The sequence below is a fragment of the Kangsaoukella pontilimi genome, from assembly GCF_009830125.1.
In the GTDB taxonomy this organism is placed as follows: Bacteria; Pseudomonadota; Alphaproteobacteria; order Rhodobacterales; family Rhodobacteraceae; genus Kangsaoukella; species Kangsaoukella pontilimi.
On the sequence record NZ_WUPT01000001.1, the window covers coordinates 702,531 to 720,134 of the forward strand.

14 protein-coding genes are annotated in these 17,604 nt (G+C 65.0%); 12 read left to right on the forward strand and 2 right to left on the reverse strand.

Annotation, left to right across the window (positions count from 1 at the left end; translation table 11 throughout):
• The first annotated feature begins 73 nt into the window (after nucleotides 1–73).
• Nucleotides 74–1,708, forward strand: coding sequence for a citramalate synthase (gene cimA, locus GQ651_RS03575; protein ID WP_160762834.1), 1,635 nt, complete (start codon nucleotides 74–76; stop codon nucleotides 1,706–1,708).
• Nucleotides 1,705–2,475 carry a phytoene/squalene synthase family protein gene (locus GQ651_RS03580; RefSeq protein WP_160762835.1) on the forward strand — a complete coding sequence of 257 codons (771 nt, stop codon included), beginning with the start codon at nucleotides 1,705–1,707 and terminating at the stop codon, nucleotides 2,473–2,475. The genes cimA and GQ651_RS03580 overlap by 4 nt, the downstream gene beginning before the upstream one ends.
• A 258-nt stretch (nucleotides 2,476–2,733) precedes the next feature.
• Here the strand turns inward: GQ651_RS03580 and GQ651_RS03585 are convergent, their stop codons facing one another.
• Nucleotides 2,734–3,963 (reverse strand): MFS transporter, encoded by a 1,230-nt coding sequence (locus GQ651_RS03585; protein ID WP_160762836.1) that lies wholly within the window; start codon nucleotides 3,961–3,963, stop codon nucleotides 2,734–2,736.
• 181 nt (nucleotides 3,964–4,144) lie between these two features.
• Between GQ651_RS03585 and GQ651_RS03590 the strand changes: the two genes are divergently transcribed.
• From GQ651_RS03590 to pgi, 8 genes are all read left to right on the forward strand, one after another.
• Nucleotides 4,145–4,879, forward strand: a complete 735-nt coding sequence (locus GQ651_RS03590; RefSeq protein WP_160762837.1) for a precorrin-6A/cobalt-precorrin-6A reductase — start codon at nucleotides 4,145–4,147, stop codon at nucleotides 4,877–4,879.
• Nucleotides 4,876–5,508 carry a DNA-3-methyladenine glycosylase family protein gene (locus GQ651_RS03595; protein WP_160762838.1) on the forward strand — a complete coding sequence of 211 codons (633 nt, stop codon included), beginning with the start codon at nucleotides 4,876–4,878 and terminating at the stop codon, nucleotides 5,506–5,508. The genes GQ651_RS03590 and GQ651_RS03595 overlap by 4 nt, the downstream gene beginning before the upstream one ends.
• The gene (locus GQ651_RS03600) at nucleotides 5,505–6,182 is read left to right on the forward strand and encodes an alpha/beta hydrolase (RefSeq protein ID WP_160762839.1); all 678 of its coding nucleotides are present in this window, start codon (nucleotides 5,505–5,507) and stop codon (nucleotides 6,180–6,182) included. Before GQ651_RS03595 ends, GQ651_RS03600 begins: the two co-directional genes overlap by 4 nt.
• A 51-nt stretch (nucleotides 6,183–6,233) precedes the next feature.
• Entirely contained in the window at nucleotides 6,234–7,082 is an 849-nt protein-coding gene (locus GQ651_RS03605) for a GGDEF domain-containing protein (RefSeq protein WP_160762840.1), read from the forward strand.
• A gap of 152 nt (nucleotides 7,083–7,234) precedes the next feature.
• Nucleotides 7,235–7,819, forward strand: coding sequence for an HNH endonuclease (locus tag GQ651_RS03610; RefSeq protein WP_160762841.1), 585 nt, complete (start codon nucleotides 7,235–7,237; stop codon nucleotides 7,817–7,819).
• Nucleotides 7,820–8,031: 212 nt separating this feature from the next.
• Complete coding sequence (gene zwf, locus GQ651_RS03615; protein WP_160762842.1) at nucleotides 8,032–9,486, forward strand: glucose-6-phosphate dehydrogenase; 1,455 nt, start codon at nucleotides 8,032–8,034, stop codon at nucleotides 9,484–9,486.
• A 39-nt stretch (nucleotides 9,487–9,525) separates the two neighbouring features.
• Complete coding sequence (gene pgl, locus GQ651_RS03620; protein WP_160762843.1) at nucleotides 9,526–10,197, forward strand: 6-phosphogluconolactonase; 672 nt, start codon at nucleotides 9,526–9,528, stop codon at nucleotides 10,195–10,197.
• 13 nt (nucleotides 10,198–10,210) lie between these two features.
• Nucleotides 10,211–11,827: a glucose-6-phosphate isomerase gene (gene pgi, locus GQ651_RS03625; RefSeq protein ID WP_160762844.1), complete on the forward strand. Its 1,617-nt coding sequence runs from the start codon at nucleotides 10,211–10,213 to the stop codon at nucleotides 11,825–11,827.
• A gap of 55 nt (nucleotides 11,828–11,882) precedes the next feature.
• Here pgi and GQ651_RS03630 read toward each other — a convergent pair whose 3' ends face one another.
• Entirely contained in the window at nucleotides 11,883–12,506 is a 624-nt protein-coding gene (locus GQ651_RS03630) for an invasion associated locus B family protein (protein ID WP_160762845.1), read from the reverse strand.
• 419 nt (nucleotides 12,507–12,925) lie between these two features.
• On the opposite strand from GQ651_RS03630, the gene GQ651_RS03635 reads away from it, so the two are divergent.
• Nucleotides 12,926–14,464, forward strand: a complete 1,539-nt coding sequence (locus GQ651_RS03635; protein WP_160762846.1) for a helicase HerA-like domain-containing protein — start codon at nucleotides 12,926–12,928, stop codon at nucleotides 14,462–14,464.
• 269 nt (nucleotides 14,465–14,733) lie between these two features.
• The gene (gene polA, locus GQ651_RS03640) at nucleotides 14,734–17,535 is read left to right on the forward strand and encodes a DNA polymerase I (RefSeq protein WP_160762847.1); all 2,802 of its coding nucleotides are present in this window, start codon (nucleotides 14,734–14,736) and stop codon (nucleotides 17,533–17,535) included.
• Nucleotides 17,536–17,604: the final 69 nt, after the last annotated feature.

Consider the following 17,604-nt stretch of genomic DNA (forward strand, 5'->3'; position numbering starts at 1 on the left):
GCCCGCCCGCCCCCCAGGCGGGCGCTTTCGCGCCCCCCTCGGTCGGGCGCTGCCCTTGTCAGGGAGCCGCAGAATGACCCGCGAACGCCTCTATCTCTACGACACCACGCTCCGCGACGGGCAGCAGACGCAGGGCGTCCAGTTTTCCACTGACGAGAAGGTCCAGATCGCCCGCGCGCTCGATGCAATGGGCATCGACTATATCGAAGGCGGCTGGCCCGGCGCGAACCCGACCGACAGCGCTTTCTTCGAGGCGCGCCCCGAGACACGCGCCACCTTCACCGCCTTCGGGATGACCAAGCGGGCCGGGCGCTCGGCCGCCAATGACGAGGTGCTGGCGGGCGTCCTGAACGCCCGCACGCCCGCCGTCTGCCTTGTGGGCAAGACCCACGATTTCCACGTGGAAACCGCGCTTGGCATCACGCTTGACGAAAACCTCGAGAACATCGGCGCCTCGGTCGCGCATCTGGTGGCGGAAGGCCGCGAGGCGCTGTTCGACGCCGAGCATTTCTTCGACGGCTACAAGGCCAATCCGGACTATGCGCTGGCCTGCATTCGCGCGGCATTCGACGCGGAGGCGCGCTGGATCGTCCTCTGCGACACGAATGGCGGCACGCTGCCCGATGAGATCGGGCGCATCACCCGCGCCGTGATCGAGGCAGGCATTCCCGGCGAGCGCCTCGGCATCCACACCCATGACGACACCGGCAACGCGGTGGCCGGCAGCCTTGCCGCCATCGACGCGGGTGCCCGGCAGGTGCAGGGTACGCTGAACGGACTTGGCGAGCGCTGCGGGAATGCGAACCTGACGACGCTGATCCCGACGCTTCTGCTCAAGGAACCCTTCGCCAGCCGCTTCGAGACCGGAGTGACCGGCGAGGCGCTAGGACGCCTGACGCGCACCAGCCGGATGCTGGACGATATCCTGAATCGCGTGCCTCTCCGCAGCGCGCCCTATGTCGGCGCTTCGGCCTTCGCGCACAAGGCGGGGCTTCATGCCTCGGCCATCGTCAAGGACCCGTCCACTTACGAGCATATCGATCCGGGCCTTGTCGGAAACGCCCGCATCGTGCCCATGTCGAACCAGGCTGGGCAATCGAATCTGATCCGCCGCCTCGCGGACATGGGGATCGCCGCGGAAAAAGGCGATCCGCGTCTCGCGGAGATCCTGGACACCGTCAAGCAGCGCGAGGCCGAGGGCTATAGCTACGACACCGCTCAGGCGTCCTTCGAGATCCTCGCGCGCCGCGCCCTCGGTCAGCTCCCGACCTTCTTCGAGGTCAAACGCTACAAGGTCACGGTCGAGCGGCGGAAGAACAAATACAACCGGATGGTGTCGCTCTCTGAGGCGGTGGTCGTCGTCAAGGTGGGCGACACCAAGATGCTGTCGGTCAGCGAGTCGATGGACGAGACGGGCTCGGACCGTGGCCCCGTCAACGCGCTCGCCAAGGCTCTGGCCAAGGACCTCGGACCATACCAGGCGGCAATCGACGACATGCGGCTGGTGGACTTCAAGGTGCGCATCACGCAGGGCGGCACCGAGGCCGTCACCCGCGTCACCATCGACAGTGAAGACGGGCAGGGGCGGCGCTGGTCGACCGTGGGCGTCTCTCCCAACATAGTCGACGCGTCCTTCGAGGCGCTCTTGGATGCGATCACGTGGAAACTGGCCCGCGATCACGCAGGTCAGGCCAACGCGGCCGAATGAGCCTCCAGGCCTGCGCCGATATCGTCCGACAGGGCGATCCCGACCGGTTCCGGGCCGCGATGGCGGCGCCTGTCGAGGCGCGGCGCGCGCTCTTTCCGCTCTACGCCTTCAACGTCGAGGTTGCCCGCGCGCCCTGGGTGACCGAAGAGGCGATGATCGCCGAGATGCGCCTCCAATGGTGGCGCGACGTGCTCGAAGAGATTGGCCGGGGCGGCGACGTGCGGCGTCACGAGGTGGCCACGCCGCTTGCCGAGGTGGTGCGGGGCGCAGGACTCGACCCGGAAACGCTCGATGCTGGCATCGCCGCGCGCCGGTGGGATATCTACCGCGACCCTTTCGAGGACGAGGCGCATTTCCTGGACTATGTCGCCAAGACCGGCGGCGGCCTGATGTGGGCCAGCGCCCGAGCGCTGGGCGCGTCCGAGGACGATGAAGCAGTGATCCGCGACGTCGGGATCGCCATGGCGCTGGCCAACTGGTTTCTTGCCATTCCGGCGCTCGAGGCGCGCGGTCGCCGCCCGCTCGCCGATGGCCGCGCCGATGCCGTTGCGCGCCTTGCAGCAGAGGAAGGCCTCGCCCGGCTCGACAGCGCGCGATCCCGGTCATTTGGCCCCGCCGTGCCCGCGCTCCGGGCTGCATGGCTGGCGCGCCCGATCCTCTCTACCGTCGCCCGCAACCCGAAGCGGGTTGCCTCGGGCGGCTTTGAGCCAAGCGAATTTCGCAAGAGCGTCACACTGGCGGCAAAAGCGATAGCCGGCCGCTGGTGACACCGGGCGTCAGGGGGCTGTCCGCCCCCTCTGCGCGCTCTCGCGCGCATTCACCCCCGAGAGTATTTTTCGCAAGGAGAAGCGCATTAACCTTAATGCCTGTTAAGGTTAATGCGCGCTTGTTCGGGCGCAGGGGCAGACATTTGGCGGACCACATGTCCCTCTTCTTGGCGAAAATACTCTCGCCGAAGGCGGCGCGGCGCCGGAACGGCGCCGCCAAGATCGCGTGCGGGCGCAAGCCCGCTCCGCTGGCGGCAGTTATTCGGCGGGGCGGGTCGCCGGTTTCGGACGCATGACCAGCCAGATCAGCGCCCCTCCTGCCAGCGCGAGGAAGGGTGCCATGGCGATATTGACTGCGGTCCAGCCCTCTACCGCGTCGCCGCCCGAGCAGTTCATCAGCCCGCCCGACGCAAGGCTCGCCATCGTCACGCAGCCGAAGACGATCATGTCGTTCATGCCCTGCACGCGGCCGCGTTCTTCAGGCGCGTGGGCTGCGGCCAGCATTGTCGTGGCCCCGATGAATCCGAAATTCCAGCCGATGCCGAGAAGGATCAGGGCGATAAAGAAGTTTTCGAGCTCCGTCCCCGCCAGCGCAACGCCGCCGGCGCCGGCCAGAATGAAGAGGCCGACCGCGACGATACGTTCGACGCCGAAACGCGCGATGAGATGTCCGGTAAAGAAGGAGGGTGCGAACATCGCCAATACGTGGCCCGACACGATGTCCGCCGCATTCTCCGTCGTAAATCCGCAGCCGACCACGGCCAGCGGCGTCGATGTCATGACGAGGTTCATCAGCGCATAGGCCACCATCGCACAGATGATCGCCACGGCCACGCGAGGCGTCGTCAGAAGCTCCCACCGCGTGCGCCCCCGCGGGCTCTCGGCCGAAGGAGCGGGCGGGCGGGGCACGTCGAGTGCCGCGAAGAGGAAAGCTCCGAGAACGTTCAGCACGATCACTGCCAGATAGGTGCCGAGAAACGGGACCACCATGGACGTTGCGGTGACCTTGACCATTTGCGGCCCCACCACGGCGCTCAACAGACCGCCGGCCATGACATAGCTGATCGCCTTCGGACGGAACGCGTCGGATGCGGTGTCCGTTGCGGCGAAGCGGTAAAAACCCTGGGCGGACATGTATATGCCGGTCAGGAGCGACCCGATGAGAAAGAGCGTGAAGCTGGCCGTGTAAAGGCCCCACGCCCCCACTGCGGCACCCACGGTCCCTCCGAGAGTGCCCACAAGGAAACCGGCGCGGCGGCCGTAGCGCTGCATGAAGGCCGAGAGTGGTGTCGCGGTCAGCATTGAGCCGACAACCACCAGCGAGATTGGCAGCGTCGCGAAGCAGATGTTTGGTGCAAGGGTCTGGCCGGCCAGACCCGCGACGATGAAGATCATCGGCAGCTGCGCGCCCAGGATAGCCTGCGCCGCCACCAGAACGGCGACATTCCGATAGGCGCGTCTGTTGTCCGAGATGTCCATTTCGGACATGGCGTAGCGGCTCGTCCTGCGCCCGGCAAGATGAATCCGACCACGGTAGACGATGGTGGACGAAGGGCGTGACGCGCCCTATTCTTTTCACAACTAAAAAGGGAACTCGGGAGGACGGAGTGTCACGTCGAGGGGCGAGGCACGGCGGCGATTGTCCTGAACTACGCCGGAGCCTTCTCACATGAGGCTGCTATTGCTGGCCGGAACGCATGAGGCGCGCCATATCGCGGTCGCGCTGTCACGCGAGAGCTATCTCAGGCTCTCGGTGTCTTTACCTGCGCCCGAACGCAACCCGCGCCCGTTCGGCTGGCCCGTCCGGATCGGCGGCTGGGGCGGGGAAGAGCCGTTTCGCCGTTTCCTGAAGCGTGAAGGGATCGAGGCGATCATCGACGCCACCCATCCATTCGCGAGAGGCATGTCGCACCGTGCCGCGCGCGTGGCCGACGAGATGGGTATCGACCATGTCCAGTTCCTCCGTCCGGCCTGGATGCCGTCCGAGGGCGACAACTGGATCTTTCTCAACTCCGAGGCCGAGGCGGCCAACCACATTCCGCCCGGGAAGACGGTCTTCCTCTCCACGGGGCGGCGCGAGCTGGACGCTTTTCGCAACATCCCCGAAGCGAGGCTCATCTGCCGGATCAGGGACTGGACCCAGCAGCCGTTCCCCTTTGGCAACGGGCGCTTTCTCTACCAGCAGGGGCCGTTTCGCGTGGCCGATGAGGTCGCTCTGTTCGAGCGTCTGGGCGTGGACTGGGTTATCGCACGGAACTCGGGCGGTCCCGGAAGCTGGCCCAAGATCGAGGCGGCGCGCGAACTGGGTCTGCCCGTGGCCATGGTTCGCCGGCCACGACAGCCCGACGGCCTGAAGATCGCCAGTGTCGCCGAAACCCTCGCCTGGGTGCGGCGGCGCCTGTGACCGTTGGCCGGCTCATCGAGACGCCCGCCTGCGTTGCCGAGGGGGCCGACTGGCTGGCCGGGGCCGAGCCGCGATTTGCCCATGCCCTGACGCTGACCGGCCCGTTGCCGCTTCGCCGCCGCAGGGACGGCTTTCCGGCACTTCTCGATGCGATCGTCTCTCAGCAGGTCTCGGTGGCTGCCGCGGACGCCATCTGGGCGCGTCTGGAGGCGGCGCGCCTGACGGGGCCCCGCAAAATCATGGCGGCGAGCGACGAAGAACTGCGCGCCGCCGGACTTTCCCGGCAAAAGGCGCGCTACGCCCGCGCGCTCGCGACGTCCGGCATCCGCTATGCCGAGCTGCGCGAGATGCCCACCGACGCGGTGATCGCGCGCCTGGTAGAGGTGCCCGGCATCGGCACCTGGACCGCAGAGATTTATGCGATGTTCTCGCTCGGACGGGCCGACGTCTTTGCGCCCGGCGATCTGGCCCTGCAGGAAGCGGCCCGGATGCTTTTTGACTTGCCCGAGCGACCAAAGGAAAAGGCGCTCCGCAGTCTGGCCGAGGCCTGGTCGCCCTGGCGCGCGGTTGCGGCCCGGCTGCTCTGGGCCTACTACCACGTGGCCAAGGACCGGGAAGGAATAAGATGAGCGACCTGAATTTCAAACGCCGCGGCTCGGCTTCGGGAGAAGACAGCTCTGTTGTGCTGTTCCTCCACGGCTACGGGGCGGATGGCGCCGATCTTCTCGGGCTGGCCGAACCGCTGGCACCGCATCTGCCGGACACCGTCTTTGTCGCCGTCGATGCGCCCGATCGGTCGATGGCGAACCCGATGGGGTTTCAGTGGTTCCCGATCCCGTGGATTGACGGCTCGTCCGAAGCGGCAGCAGCCGAGGGGCTGCGCCGCTCGGCCAAGCTCCTTGACGGATTCATCGACAAGGTTCTGGCCGATGAGGGGCTGAGCCCGGACCGGTTGGTCCTCGTGGGTTTCAGCCAGGGCACGATGATGAGCCTGCACGTGGCGCCCCGCCGGGCCGACCCGGTGGCGGGCATCGTCGGGTTCTCGGGGCGGCTGATGTTTCCTGACGCTCTGGAGGCCGAGGTGCTGTCGAAACCGCCCGTGATCCTGATCCACGGCGACGCCGACGACGTCGTCCCCTTCGCCGAGATGCAGGTCGCAGGCGAGGCGCTGCAGTCTGCCGGCTTTACGGTCTACGGTCACGTGATGCGCGGCACCGCCCACGGAATCGCGCCGGACGGGCTTTCGGTGGCGCTGTCCTTCATCCGCGACGTTCTGTCAGGTGAGACCCAGACCGACGAGTAACAAACCGTCAATTCCTCTTCTGTAGAGCCACAGAGACAGGAGGAGTTGGGTATGCAGGATCGTCGTTCTACCGGTTCCGGCGTTACCGGGTTGTCGAAGCGTGCAATCGCGAAGGGTCGGCACAAGTCAGGCTTTGAGGCTTTCTTTGACTTTCTGATCGCCCATTCCGTGCCCGACAGTCTCTGGAAAACCGGTGCGTTCACGCTGGTGCTGGTGATCTCGATTACGGCACTGTTTACGCTGAAGACCCATTTCATCCATGACGGCGACCTGAGGGCGGATTTGGAATATGCGCAGGCGGCCTTCGTCGTGTCGCTTCCTTTCGCGCTCTTCGTGTCTTTCGGGTTCCTGCGGATGGCGCGGATGCAGTCGGAACTGGCGCGTCTCGCGGCAACCGATGTCCTGACCGGCCTTGCCAACAGGCGCGCCTTTTTCGAACAGGCCGGAACGGAATCCGAGACGCGGGGCGGCGTCGCGCTGGTCCTCGACGTCGATCACTTCAAACGGATCAACGACACCTATGGCCACGATGTGGGCGACCGATGCCTCAAGGCCGTGGCGGATCTGCTTCGGCAGATGACACGCGAGTCGGACATTCTGGGCCGTCTTGGGGGTGAGGAATTCGCGGTGTTTCTCGTCGAAGCCCCCCAGGACAAGGCGCGCGCCATCGGCGAGCGTCTGGCGGAGGGTATCCGCCTGGCGCTTGACGAGCTCGAAGGTCAGGATGTCCGCGTGACCGTCTCGGTGGGGGCTGCCGGCGCGCCCAGCACGGCGCCCATCGGCAGGCTCCTGGCCGAGGCCGATCGCCGGATGTATGAGGCCAAGCGCGCAGGGCGCGCGCGTCTTGTTATGTCGGGCGAGCCGGACATTTCGGCGCCAACGTCGGTCCCCGCCGCCTGACGGCTCCTGACGGGTGGGCCGTATGTCATGAAACTGTCAGAATGATGGGTCTTGTCAGAATGTGACCGCGATATATAGTCGTCTCAAAGCTGGGGCGGGTGTCCCGCCTTGCAACCGGAAACCGGGGTGTCTGGGCGAGGACGGAGTCATTGATGGACGGCGATTTCAGAACGAGTTTCGTGCGTGAACCGAATAACCTGAGGCACTTTCCGGCACTTGTTCTGAACGCGGATTACCGGCCACTTTCCTACTACCCGCTGTCCCTCTGGCCCTGGCAGGAAGCGGTCAAGGCGGCGTTCCTCGACCGGGTGGACATCGTGGCGGAATATGACCACGTCGTCAGAAGCCCCTCGACCGAGATACGAATACCGTCGGTTGTAGTGCTCAAGGACTATATCCAATTGCAGAAGCGCGTGGCCTTCACGCGCTTCAATCTTTTTCTGAGGGACGAATTCCGCTGTCAGTATTGCGGTGCGAAGGGCGATCTGACCTTCGACCACGTGGTGCCGCGCGCGCGGGGTGGTGTGACGAGCTGGGAAAATGTGGTCGCGGCATGTTCGCGCTGCAACCTGAAAAAGGGCTCGAAGTCCCTTGGGCAGGTCGGCATGGCGCTTAGACGTCCGCCGCGACAGCCCGGAGCGGAAGAGTTGCGCAATCAGGGCCGGAAGTTTCCGCCGAACCATCTTCACGAGACATGGCTCGACTTTCTCTATTGGGACGCCGAGCTCGACGCGTGAGGCCGGACAAGGCGCTGCAGCACCTTGCAGCTGCGACCAACATTGTCCACCTTAAAGCCCGAAACGCCGGGGCATCCGATCAGCGCTCCGCAGACGCTTTTGCGGCCCTTTGGCCGCGTCGGACTGGACTTGAGAGCGGCATCGGTGTATCGCGCGGGCAATGGTTCTGTTAGCGGTAACGCTGCGGGCGCACGACACAGATGGAGGACATCATGGTCTCTCGCGTCATCCCGGTCGATCCGTTCGACCTCGTGATTTTTGGCGGTACAGGCGATCTGGCCCGCCGCAAGATCCTCCCCGGACTTTTCCGACGCTTTCTCGCGGGTCAAATGCCGCCCGAAAGCCGCGTCATCGGCGCGGCGCGGTCGGAATACGGTGATGACGAATATCGCGCCGAGGTGAAGGCCGCGCTTGAAGAATTCATCGCGAAGGACTCGCGGCCCGCGAAGGACGTGAAGGCGTTTCTGGACCGCATCCACTATGTCGCCATCGACGCAACCGGCAAGGCGGGCTGGTCCGACCTGAAAAAGCTCCTGCGCTCGGACGTGGTGCAGGCCTTCTATTTCTCGGTCGCGCCGAGCCTCTTTGGACCCTTGGCCGAACGGCTTCACGAATGGAAATGCGCGGTGAAGGACGCGCGGATCGTCGTCGAGAAGCCCTTCGGCCGTGACCTTGAAAGCGCGCGGGCGCTGAACCGCACGCTCGGCGACCATTTCGACGAGAGCCAGATCTACCGGATTGACCACTATCTGGGGAAGGAGACGGTTCAGAACCTGATGGCCGTGCGCTTCGGCAACATGCTGTTCGAGCCGCTCTGGAACGCCCAATACGTGGATCATGTCCAGATCACGGTGGCCGAGACTGTCGGCGTGAACGGGCGGGGCGCCTATTACGACAAGTCGGGCGCCATGCGGGACATGGTGCAGAACCACCTGATGCAGCTTCTCTGCCTGATCGCCATGGAACCGCCGTCGCGCTTCGATCCCGACGCCGTTCGGGATGAGAAGCTGAAGGTCATTCGCGCGCTCGATCCGGTCGACAAGAACGACATCGTGCGCGGTCAGTATGTGTCCGAGGAAGACGGCGAAAGCTATCTGGAGCAGGTCGAAGACCCCGACAGCCTGACCGAGAGCTTCATCGCTATGAAGCTGAACATTTCGAACTGGCGCTGGGCGGGCGTGCCGTTCTACCTGCGCACCGGCAAGAAGCTGAAGGCGCGCGCCTCCGAGATCGCCATCGTGTTCAAGGACGCGCCCCATTCGATCTTCGGACAGGAGCTCGGACGGCATCGCAACATCCTCGCGATCCGGCTTCAGCCGAACGAAGGGATCACGCTTGGCGTGACGATCAAGGAACCCGGTCCGGGCGGGATGCGTCTTGTCGATGTGCCTCTGGACATGACGTTCAAGGACGCGCTCGGGCCCGATGGAGACGAGATTCCCGACGCATATGAGCGGCTGATCATGGACGTCATCCGTGGTAACCAGACGCTGTTCATGCGCGGCGACGAGGTCGAGGCCGCGTGGGCCTGGACCGATCCGCTGATCAAGGGCTGGATCGAGCGTGGCGAGCGGCCCAAATCCTACGACGTCGGCTCGACCGGCCCCGAGGACGCTGCCGTTCTGATGCACCGCGAGGGCCGCAAGTGGCGCGACATCAAGGCATGACGCATAACGCAGCGATGTAACGCGAGACGGAGGAGAGACATGGAATTCATCGAGTATCCCGACCGCGAAATGATGATGATCGACCTCGCAAACCGCATCGCGGGCGAGCTGAACACCTGCCTGCGTCAGCATGACTGGGCCTCTTTCGCAGTGCCGGGCGGCACGACGCCTGGGCCGATCTTCGACGATCTCTGTTCCGCCGATCTGGACTGGAGCCGCGTCCACGTGATGCTGACAGACGAGCGGTGGGTGCCCGAGGATCACGAGCGTTCGAACACGCGCCTTCTGCGCGAGCGCCTACTGATCGACCGGGCGTCGGCGGCCACCTATGTGCCGCTCTACAAGCCCGCTGAGACGCCGGAAGAGGTGATCGACGAGCTGTCCGAGACCATACGGCCGGAAATGCCCATCTCGATCCTGCTTCTTGGCATGGGGGCCGACATGCACACGGCCTCGCTCTTTCCCGGCGCCGACCGTCTGGCCGATGCGCTCGACCGGAATGCGCCGCCGCTGATGGCGATGCGCGCGCCCGGTGCGCCCGAACCCCGGATCACTCTGACCGCTCCGGTCCTGCGCAGTGCGATGAGCACCCATGTCGTCATCACCGGAGCCGAGAAACGCGCGGCGCTCGAGGCGGCGCGACACATGAAACCGGCTGAAGCACCCATCGCCACCGTTCTGAGCGACGCAATGGTGCACTGGGCCGAATAGAAAGGACCGAGTCATGGATTGGACCCGTCTGGAAAAAGCGGCGCAGACCGCCGCCGAAACCCCGATCATCGACCGTTTTGCCGACAGCGCGCGGGCGCGCGAGTTCTCGGTATCGGCGGGCGAAATGCTTTTCGATTATTCCAAGACCTCGATGGACGAAAAGGGGCGCGCGCTCCTTGTCGAGATGTACGAGGCTGCCGGTGTCCCGGCGCGCCGGGAAGAGATGTTCACCGGCGCGAAGATCAACGAGACCGAGGGCCGCGCAGTCCTGCACACCGCGCTCCGCAATCTCGATGGCGATCCGGTCATGGTCGACGGCAAGGATGTGATGCCGGGCGTGCTGGACACGCTCAACGAGATGGAAGCGTTCGCTGAAGGCATCCGCTCGGGCCGCATCGCCGCACCGGGCGGGGGCGCTTTCACCGATGTGGTGAATATCGGCATCGGCGGCTCGGACCTCGGGCCGGCCATGGCGACATTGGCGATGGCGCCTTACCATGACGGTCCGCGCTGCCATTACGTGTCGAACGTCGACGGCGCGCATATCAACGACGTGCTGCTGGGGCTGAACCCCGCTTCGACGCTGGTGATCGTTGCGTCGAAGACCTTTACCACCATCGAGACCATGACCAACGCCGAGACCGCGCGGAACTGGATTGCCAGGGCGGTCGGGACCGACAACGCGGGCGGGCATTTCGCGGCGCTTTCCACGGCGGCGGACAAGACGGCGGCCTTCGGGATCGCCGAGGACCGCGTCTTCGGGTTCGAGGACTGGGTCGGCGGGCGATATTCCATGTGGGGACCGATCGGGCTTGCCCTGATGATCGCCATCGGCGGTCAGGCCTTCCGCGCGTTTCTGGCGGGCGGGCAGGCGATGGACCGGCATTTTCGCTCGGCCGAACCGCTTGAAAACCTGCCCGTCATGCTGGCGCTGACCGGCATCTGGCACAATCAGGGCCTTGGCTATGCCACCCGCGCCGTGCTGCCCTATGAGCAGCGCCTTTCGCGGCTGCCGGCCTATCTGCAGCAGCTTGAAATGGAGAGCAACGGCAAGGGCGTGTCGATGGATGGTGAGACGCTTGCCGTTCATTCCGGCCCCGTCGTCTGGGGCGAGCCCGGGACCAACGGCCAGCATGCGTTCTACCAGCTGATCCATCAGGGGACGCGGGTCGTGCCGTGCGAATTCATGGTGGGCGCGGAAAGCCACGAGCCGGAGCTGGCTCATCAGCACCGGCTTCTGATCTCGAACTGTCTCGCGCAGTCAGAGGCGCTGATGAAGGGCCGTACGCTGGACGAGGCGCGGGTACTTATGGAGGGCAAGTTCGAAGGCGCCGAGCTGGAGCGGCAGGCGCGCCATCGAGTCTTCCCGGGCAACCGGCCCTCGACGACGCTGATCTATCCCAAGCTGACGCCCTTCGTGCTGGGCCAGGTCATCGCGCTATATGAGCACCGCGTGTTCGTCGAAGGCGTGATGCTGGGGATCAACAGCTATGATCAGTGGGGTGTCGAGCTTGGCAAGGAGCTTGCCAAGGCGCTGGAACCGGTTGTTGCAGGTGAGGTCAGCGGCGAGGACAAGGACGGCTCGACCCGTCAGCTTGTGGGCTTCATCCGGCGCGCGCAGGGCGCCTGACGCCTGAGCGAGCAATACGGTGGCCGGTGCCCCGGCCACCGCTAAAAATCCGCAATTACTGAGCGCCGCTCAGAGCGTTCCAACCGGCGGTGAAGCCCGAGAGCGAGACCTTGAGGGCGACAGGCTCGGTCGGCAGCGCCGCCGACACGAGCGTCACGGTGCCCGACGCGCCACGCTTCAGTTGCTCGATTTCCTCGGCGCGGAAGCCAAGACGCGCGTAGCAGCCGATCTGCGTGCAGAAGGCAAAGGGATAGCGCCGCGCCTCGCCACCGTCGATGGCAAGCCGGAGCTGCGCGGTCAGCAGCGTCTCGAGCGGGGTAATGACCGTGGCGCCCGCAGCGGCCTCCTGACCGGCGGGAAGGGCGAAGATGTTGATCTCCGCCACCGCGTTGCCCTGATCGTCGGCCAGAAGCTGATAAAGCTGGCAGGGATCGTTCCCGTCCTCGGCGCGCACGCAGCGGAGTTGCCAGTCGGTGAACTCGCCCGCGACATAGGTGTCCCCAACCTGCGGTCCGTCGCTTTCAGGCGTTCCGAGAGACAGGCCGCCGTCATCGGGCGTCGTGCTGTCGCCGACGACACCTTCGGTGGCGTCGGTTCCGGTCTGTCCGCTGTCCTGCGCCAGCGCCGTGGCCGGTGCCAGAGCGAGGCAGAGAAGAAGAGTGTAAAGCGTCTTACCCATTACGTAATCCTTGCAGATATGCTCGATCGTTGCAGGCCCTCTAACACGGGTGACCCGGTATGTCAGGGGGGGCAGGTCAAGGTGCGGGCGGATCGCCGCCGCTCAAAAGAAAACAGGGTCCCCGGTAAAGGACCCTGTCGTCTTCGCTCCCTGCCGGACTGGCCGACTTTTTGATTGCCGGGACGCTACGACAGGGAGGGGAGGCCGTCAACAGCCTAAATTATCACTTTTTTCACGTCCCACCGCGCCTTCGCCTGCATCAAAAAAAAGGCCGGGCGCAAGCGCCACGGCCAGTCTACAGGGAGGAAGTTTCCGAACCGTCCAGGGAAGGACAGCCCGGCAACGCCTTCTTACTGGCAGAAAAAGGTTAACAGGCTATTGTCGGGCCGCACGGAACCGAAAACGACAGCGAGGCACCCTTGTCCGAGACGATCTTCATTGGCGGCGGCGGGCCGGAATACGGCGAGCCGCAAACGCTTCTTCTGAAATACGCGAACCGGCACGGGCTGGTGGCTGGCGCAACCGGAACGGGCAAGACCGTGACCCTGCAGATCATGGCGGAGAGCTTCTCCGCAATGGGGGTGCCGGTCTTCCTGTCGGACGTGAAGGGCGACCTTTCGGGGCTGGCCGCCGCGGGGCGCGAGGATTTCAAACTGCACGACGCCTTCATGTCGCGCGCGGGGACGATCGGGTTCGAAGACTACGCCTATGACAGCTTCCCGGTCACCTTCTGGGACCTCTTCGGTGAAGCGGGCCACCCGATCCGCACGACGGTCTCCGAGATGGGGCCGCTTCTGCTGTCGCGCCTGCTGGAGCTGACCGAGGCGCAGGAAGGCGTCCTGAACATCGCCGTCCGCGTGGCGGATGAAGAGGGGCTGCCGCTTCTCGATCTCAAGGACCTGCAGGCGATGCTTGTCTGGATCGGCGAGAACCGCGAGGAAATCCAGCTTCGCTACGGCAATATCTCAACCGCTTCGATCGGCGCAATCCAGCGCCAGCTTTTGGTGCTGGAGAACCAGGGCGGCACGCAGTTCTTCGGGGAACCCGCGCTTGAGCTTGCCGACATCATGCGCACCGATATCGACGGGCGGGGGAGGATCAACATCCTTGCCGCGGACAAGCTCATGTCCTCGCCCCGGCTTTATGCGACATCGCTTCTGTGGCTTCTGTCCGAGCTGTTCGAGGAGCTGCCCGAGGTGGGCGATCCCGACAAGCCCAAGCTGGTCTTCTTCTTCGATGAGGCGCATCTCCTGTTCGACGATGCGCCGAAGGCGCTGATCGACAAGGTCGAGCAGGTGGCGCGGCTGATCCGGTCCAAAGGAGTGGGCGTCTATTTCGTGACCCAGAACCCGGCTGACGTGCCCGAAGATATTCTTGGTCAGCTCGGCAACCGGGTCCAGCACGCTCTTCGCGCCTTCACGCCGAAGGACCAGAAGGCCCTGAAACAGGCCGCAGAGACCTATCGCACGAACCCCCGCTTTTCGACCGAGGAGGCGATCCGCGAGGTGGGCGTGGGCGAGGCTGTGACGTCCTTTCTCGAGCGCAAGGGCGCGCCCGGCGTGGTAGAGCGGACGCTGATCCGGCCCCCGTCCTCGCAGCTTGGTCCGCTCGACGCCGAGGCACGGAGGCGCGTGATCGCAGGCTCGCCCGTGGCGGGCAAGTATGACGAGGCGCTCGACCGCGAGAGCGCCTATGAAAAGCTCAAGGCCGTGGCCGAGGCGGCGGCACGCGAGGCGGAAGAGGCCGAGCGGCTGGAAGAAGAAGCCGAGGCGCGCGAGCGCGAATTCAAGCAGGCTCGTCGCTATGACGGCAAGCAGGTCGGGCGGTCCACGTCGCGGTCGTCCCGCGACACGGGCGTGGGTGACAAGCTGACCAAGATGGTCGTCAAGGAACTGACTGGGACCACCGGGCGCAGGATCATCCGGGGGATTTTGGGCGGGCTCTTCAAGGGCAGGTAGGGGTTGCGCCGCGGGCTTCGCCCGCGGCGCGTTGGTCGGACGCTGGCGCGTCCGGCTTTCCGCGAATGCTGGCGCATTCGTCGATGGCCTCTCGAAGATCGCGCTGCGATCTTCTGCCGGCCGCCCGCGAATGCTGTCGCATTCGCTCGAGGGGGCTGTCTGCCCCCTCGGCCTCCCCCGAGGATATTTGAAGGCCGATAATGGGCGGGGCGCGTTGCCAGTTGCGGGCGGATGGGGCATGACCTTTCTGGAACAGTGGAGGCAGCGACATGGCATTCGGCAAGGGGCATCATCTGAGCCTGATCGACGGCTCGGCCTTCATCTTTCGGGCGTTTCATGCGCTGCCGCCCCTAACGCGGAAATCCGACGGGCTCCCCGTGGGCGCGGTCTCGGGTTTCGTCAACATGCTGTGGAAGCTGGTGGAAGAGAACAAGGGGCCGGATGCGCCGACCCATGTGGCCGTGGTCTTCGACAAGGGCAGCCACACGTTCCGGAACGATCTCTACGACCAGTACAAGGCCAACCGGGACGAGATGCCGGAGGACCTGCGCCCGCAGATCCCGCTCACACGCGAGGCGACGCGCGCCTTCAACATCGCCTGTCTGGAGCAGGAGGGTTTCGAGGCCGACGACATCATCGCCACGCTTGCCTGCCGGGCGCGCGAGGCAGGCGGGCGCGTCACGATCATCTCCTCCGACAAGGACCTGATGCAGCTTGTGGGCGACGGGGTCGAGATGTTCGACGCCATGAAGAACGTGCGGATCGGGCGCGAAGGGGTGGAGGCCAAGTTCGGCGTCGGGCCTGAGCGCGTGGTCGACGTGCAGGCGCTTGCGGGTGACAGCGTGGACAATATTCCGGGCGCGCCGGGCATCGGGGTCAAGACCGCCGCGCTTCTGATCAATGAATACGGCGACCTCGAGACGCTGTTGGAGCGCGCCGAAGAGATCAAGCAGCCGAAGCGCCGACAGACCCTGATCGAGAATGCCGACCAGATTCGCCTGTCGAAGAGGCTGGTGACGCTCGATAGCGATATGGAGCTGGACTACGGGTTGGACTCGCTCGAGGTGCAGGAGCCCGTGGCCGAAGACCTGCTGGGCTTCCTGACCGAAATGGAGTTCCGCACCATCACACGCCGCGTGGCGGAGGCGCTTGGAGCCGAGGTGCCGGTGATCGAGGCACCCGAAGCGGAGCAGGGCGAGGATGCGGGCGACGAGGCCGAGGAGGTGCCGTTCGATGCCTCGGCCTACGAGATCATCCGCGACGCCGATGCGCTCGCGGGCTGGATCGCTGAGGCGCGGGCGCGGGGCTGGGTCGCCGTCGATACCGAGACCACGGGGCTGAACGAGATGACCGCCGACCTGGTGGGTGTCTCGCTGAGCGTCGAGCCCGGCGAGGCGGCCTATCTGCCGCTGACCCATCGCGCGGCGACGTCGGACGATCTGTTCGGGTCGGATGAACTTGCGGAAGGGCAGTTGGCGCTGGACGAGGCGTTGGACCTGCTGAAGCCCCTTCTTGCCGATCCGTCGGTGATGAAGATCGGCCAGAACATGAAATACGATGCCAAGATCTTTGCCCGCTACGGGGTCGCGGTCACGCCCATCGACGACACGATGCTGATGAGCTACGCGATGCATGCGGGTCTGCACGGGCATGGTATGGATCAGCTGAGCGAGCGCTATCTCGGGCACCATCCGATCGAAATCAAGACGCTTCTGGGCACCGGTAAAGGCCAGATCACGTTCGACCGCGTTCCCATTGATGAGGCGGCGAAATATGCCGCCGAAGATGCCGATGTTACTCTGCGCCTCTGGAAGGCGTTCAAGCCGCGTCTGCACCGGGCCAGGGTGACCACGGTCTACGAGACACTCGAGCGTCCGCTGGTGCCTGTCCTGGCCGAAATGGAGATGGCTGGGATCAAGGTCGACAAGGGCACGCTCAGCCGCATGTCGAACGCCTTCGCGCAGAAGATGGCCGCGTTGGAAGACGAGATCCAGGAGCTTGCGGGCGAGAAGTTCAACGTGGGCAGCCCCGCTCAGGTGGGCGACATCCTGTTCGAGAAGATGGGCCTTCCGGGCGGCAAGAAGGGCAAGACCGGCAAGTATTCGACCCCTGCCGACGTGCTGGAAGACCTCGCCACCGAGCATGACCTGCCTGCGCGCGTGCTCGACTGGCGCCAGCTTCAGAAGCTCAAATCCACCTATACCGACGCGCTGCAGGACCATATCAACCCCGACACGGGCCGGGTGCATACGTCCTATTCCATCGCGGGAGCGAATACCGGGCGCCTGGCGTCGACCGATCCCAACCTTCAGAACATTCCCGTCCGGACCGAGGAGGGGCGCCGTATCCGCGAGGCCTTCGTCGCGACCGACGGGCACAGGCTGGTCAGCTTGGATTACAGCCAGATCGAGCTCAGAATCCTTGCCCATATCGCCGGAATCGACGCGCTGAAACAGGCCTTTGCCGAAGGGCAGGACATTCATGCGGCGACCGCGTCCGAGATGTTCGGTGTGCCGCTCGACCAGATGACGCCGGACGTGCGCCGTCAGGCCAAGGCCATCAATTTCGGTGTGATCTATGGCATTTCGGGCTGGGGACTGGCGCGGAACCTGCGCATCCCGAGGGACGAGGCGCAGGGCTTTATCGACCGCTACTTCGAACGTTTCCCCGGTATCCGCGCATATATGGACGACACTGTCGCGCGGGCCAAGGAAACCGGCTACGTCGAGACGCTGTTCGGCCGCCGGATCAACACGCCCGAGATCAACGCCAAGGGGCCGACAGCCGGCTTCGCCAAACGCGCCGCGATCAACGCGCCCATTCAGGGCACCGCTGCCGACATTATCCGGCGCGCAATGATCCGTATGCCCGACGCCATCGCCAAGCTGCCCGCGACGATGCTTCTGCAGGTCCATGACGAGCTTCTCTTCGAGGTCGAGGAGGGCGCGGTGGATGACCTGATCGGTGCGGCGCGGGCGGTGATGGAAGAGGCATCGCTTCCGGCGGTCAAGCTGGACGTGCCGCTTGTCGTCGATGCGGGGCAGGGTGCGAACTGGGCCGAGGCACACTGACGCAGGCGATTATGTCTTTTCTTTAAAACCTTTCCGGCCATATGTCGGCCAACGCGATTCCGAGAAGAC

Bases quoted from the DNA above. Each gene is read 5' to 3' on its own strand.
- pgi (WP_160762844.1), top strand. From the start codon at position 10,211: ATGGATTGGACCCGTCTGGAAAAAGCGGCGCAGACCGCCGCCGAAACC.
- cimA (WP_160762834.1), top strand. From the start codon at position 74: ATGACCCGCGAACGCCTCTATCTCTACGACACCACGCTCCGCGACGGG.
- GQ651_RS03585 (WP_160762836.1), bottom strand. From the start codon at position 3,963: ATGTCCGAAATGGACATCTCGGACAACAGACGCGCCTATCGGAATGTC.
- polA (WP_160762847.1), top strand. From the start codon at position 14,734: ATGGCATTCGGCAAGGGGCATCATCTGAGCCTGATCGACGGCTCGGCC.
- zwf (WP_160762842.1), top strand. From the start codon at position 8,032: ATGGTCTCTCGCGTCATCCCGGTCGATCCGTTCGACCTCGTGATTTTT.
- GQ651_RS03605 (WP_160762840.1), top strand. From the start codon at position 6,234: ATGCAGGATCGTCGTTCTACCGGTTCCGGCGTTACCGGGTTGTCGAAG.
- GQ651_RS03590 (WP_160762837.1), top strand. From the start codon at position 4,145: ATGAGGCTGCTATTGCTGGCCGGAACGCATGAGGCGCGCCATATCGCG.
- GQ651_RS03600 (WP_160762839.1), top strand. From the start codon at position 5,505: ATGAGCGACCTGAATTTCAAACGCCGCGGCTCGGCTTCGGGAGAAGAC.
- GQ651_RS03630 (WP_160762845.1), bottom strand. From the start codon at position 12,506: ATGGGTAAGACGCTTTACACTCTTCTTCTCTGCCTCGCTCTGGCACCG.
- pgl (WP_160762843.1), top strand. From the start codon at position 9,526: ATGGAATTCATCGAGTATCCCGACCGCGAAATGATGATGATCGACCTC.
- GQ651_RS03580 (WP_160762835.1), top strand. From the start codon at position 1,705: ATGAGCCTCCAGGCCTGCGCCGATATCGTCCGACAGGGCGATCCCGAC.
- GQ651_RS03610 (WP_160762841.1), top strand. From the start codon at position 7,235: ATGGACGGCGATTTCAGAACGAGTTTCGTGCGTGAACCGAATAACCTG.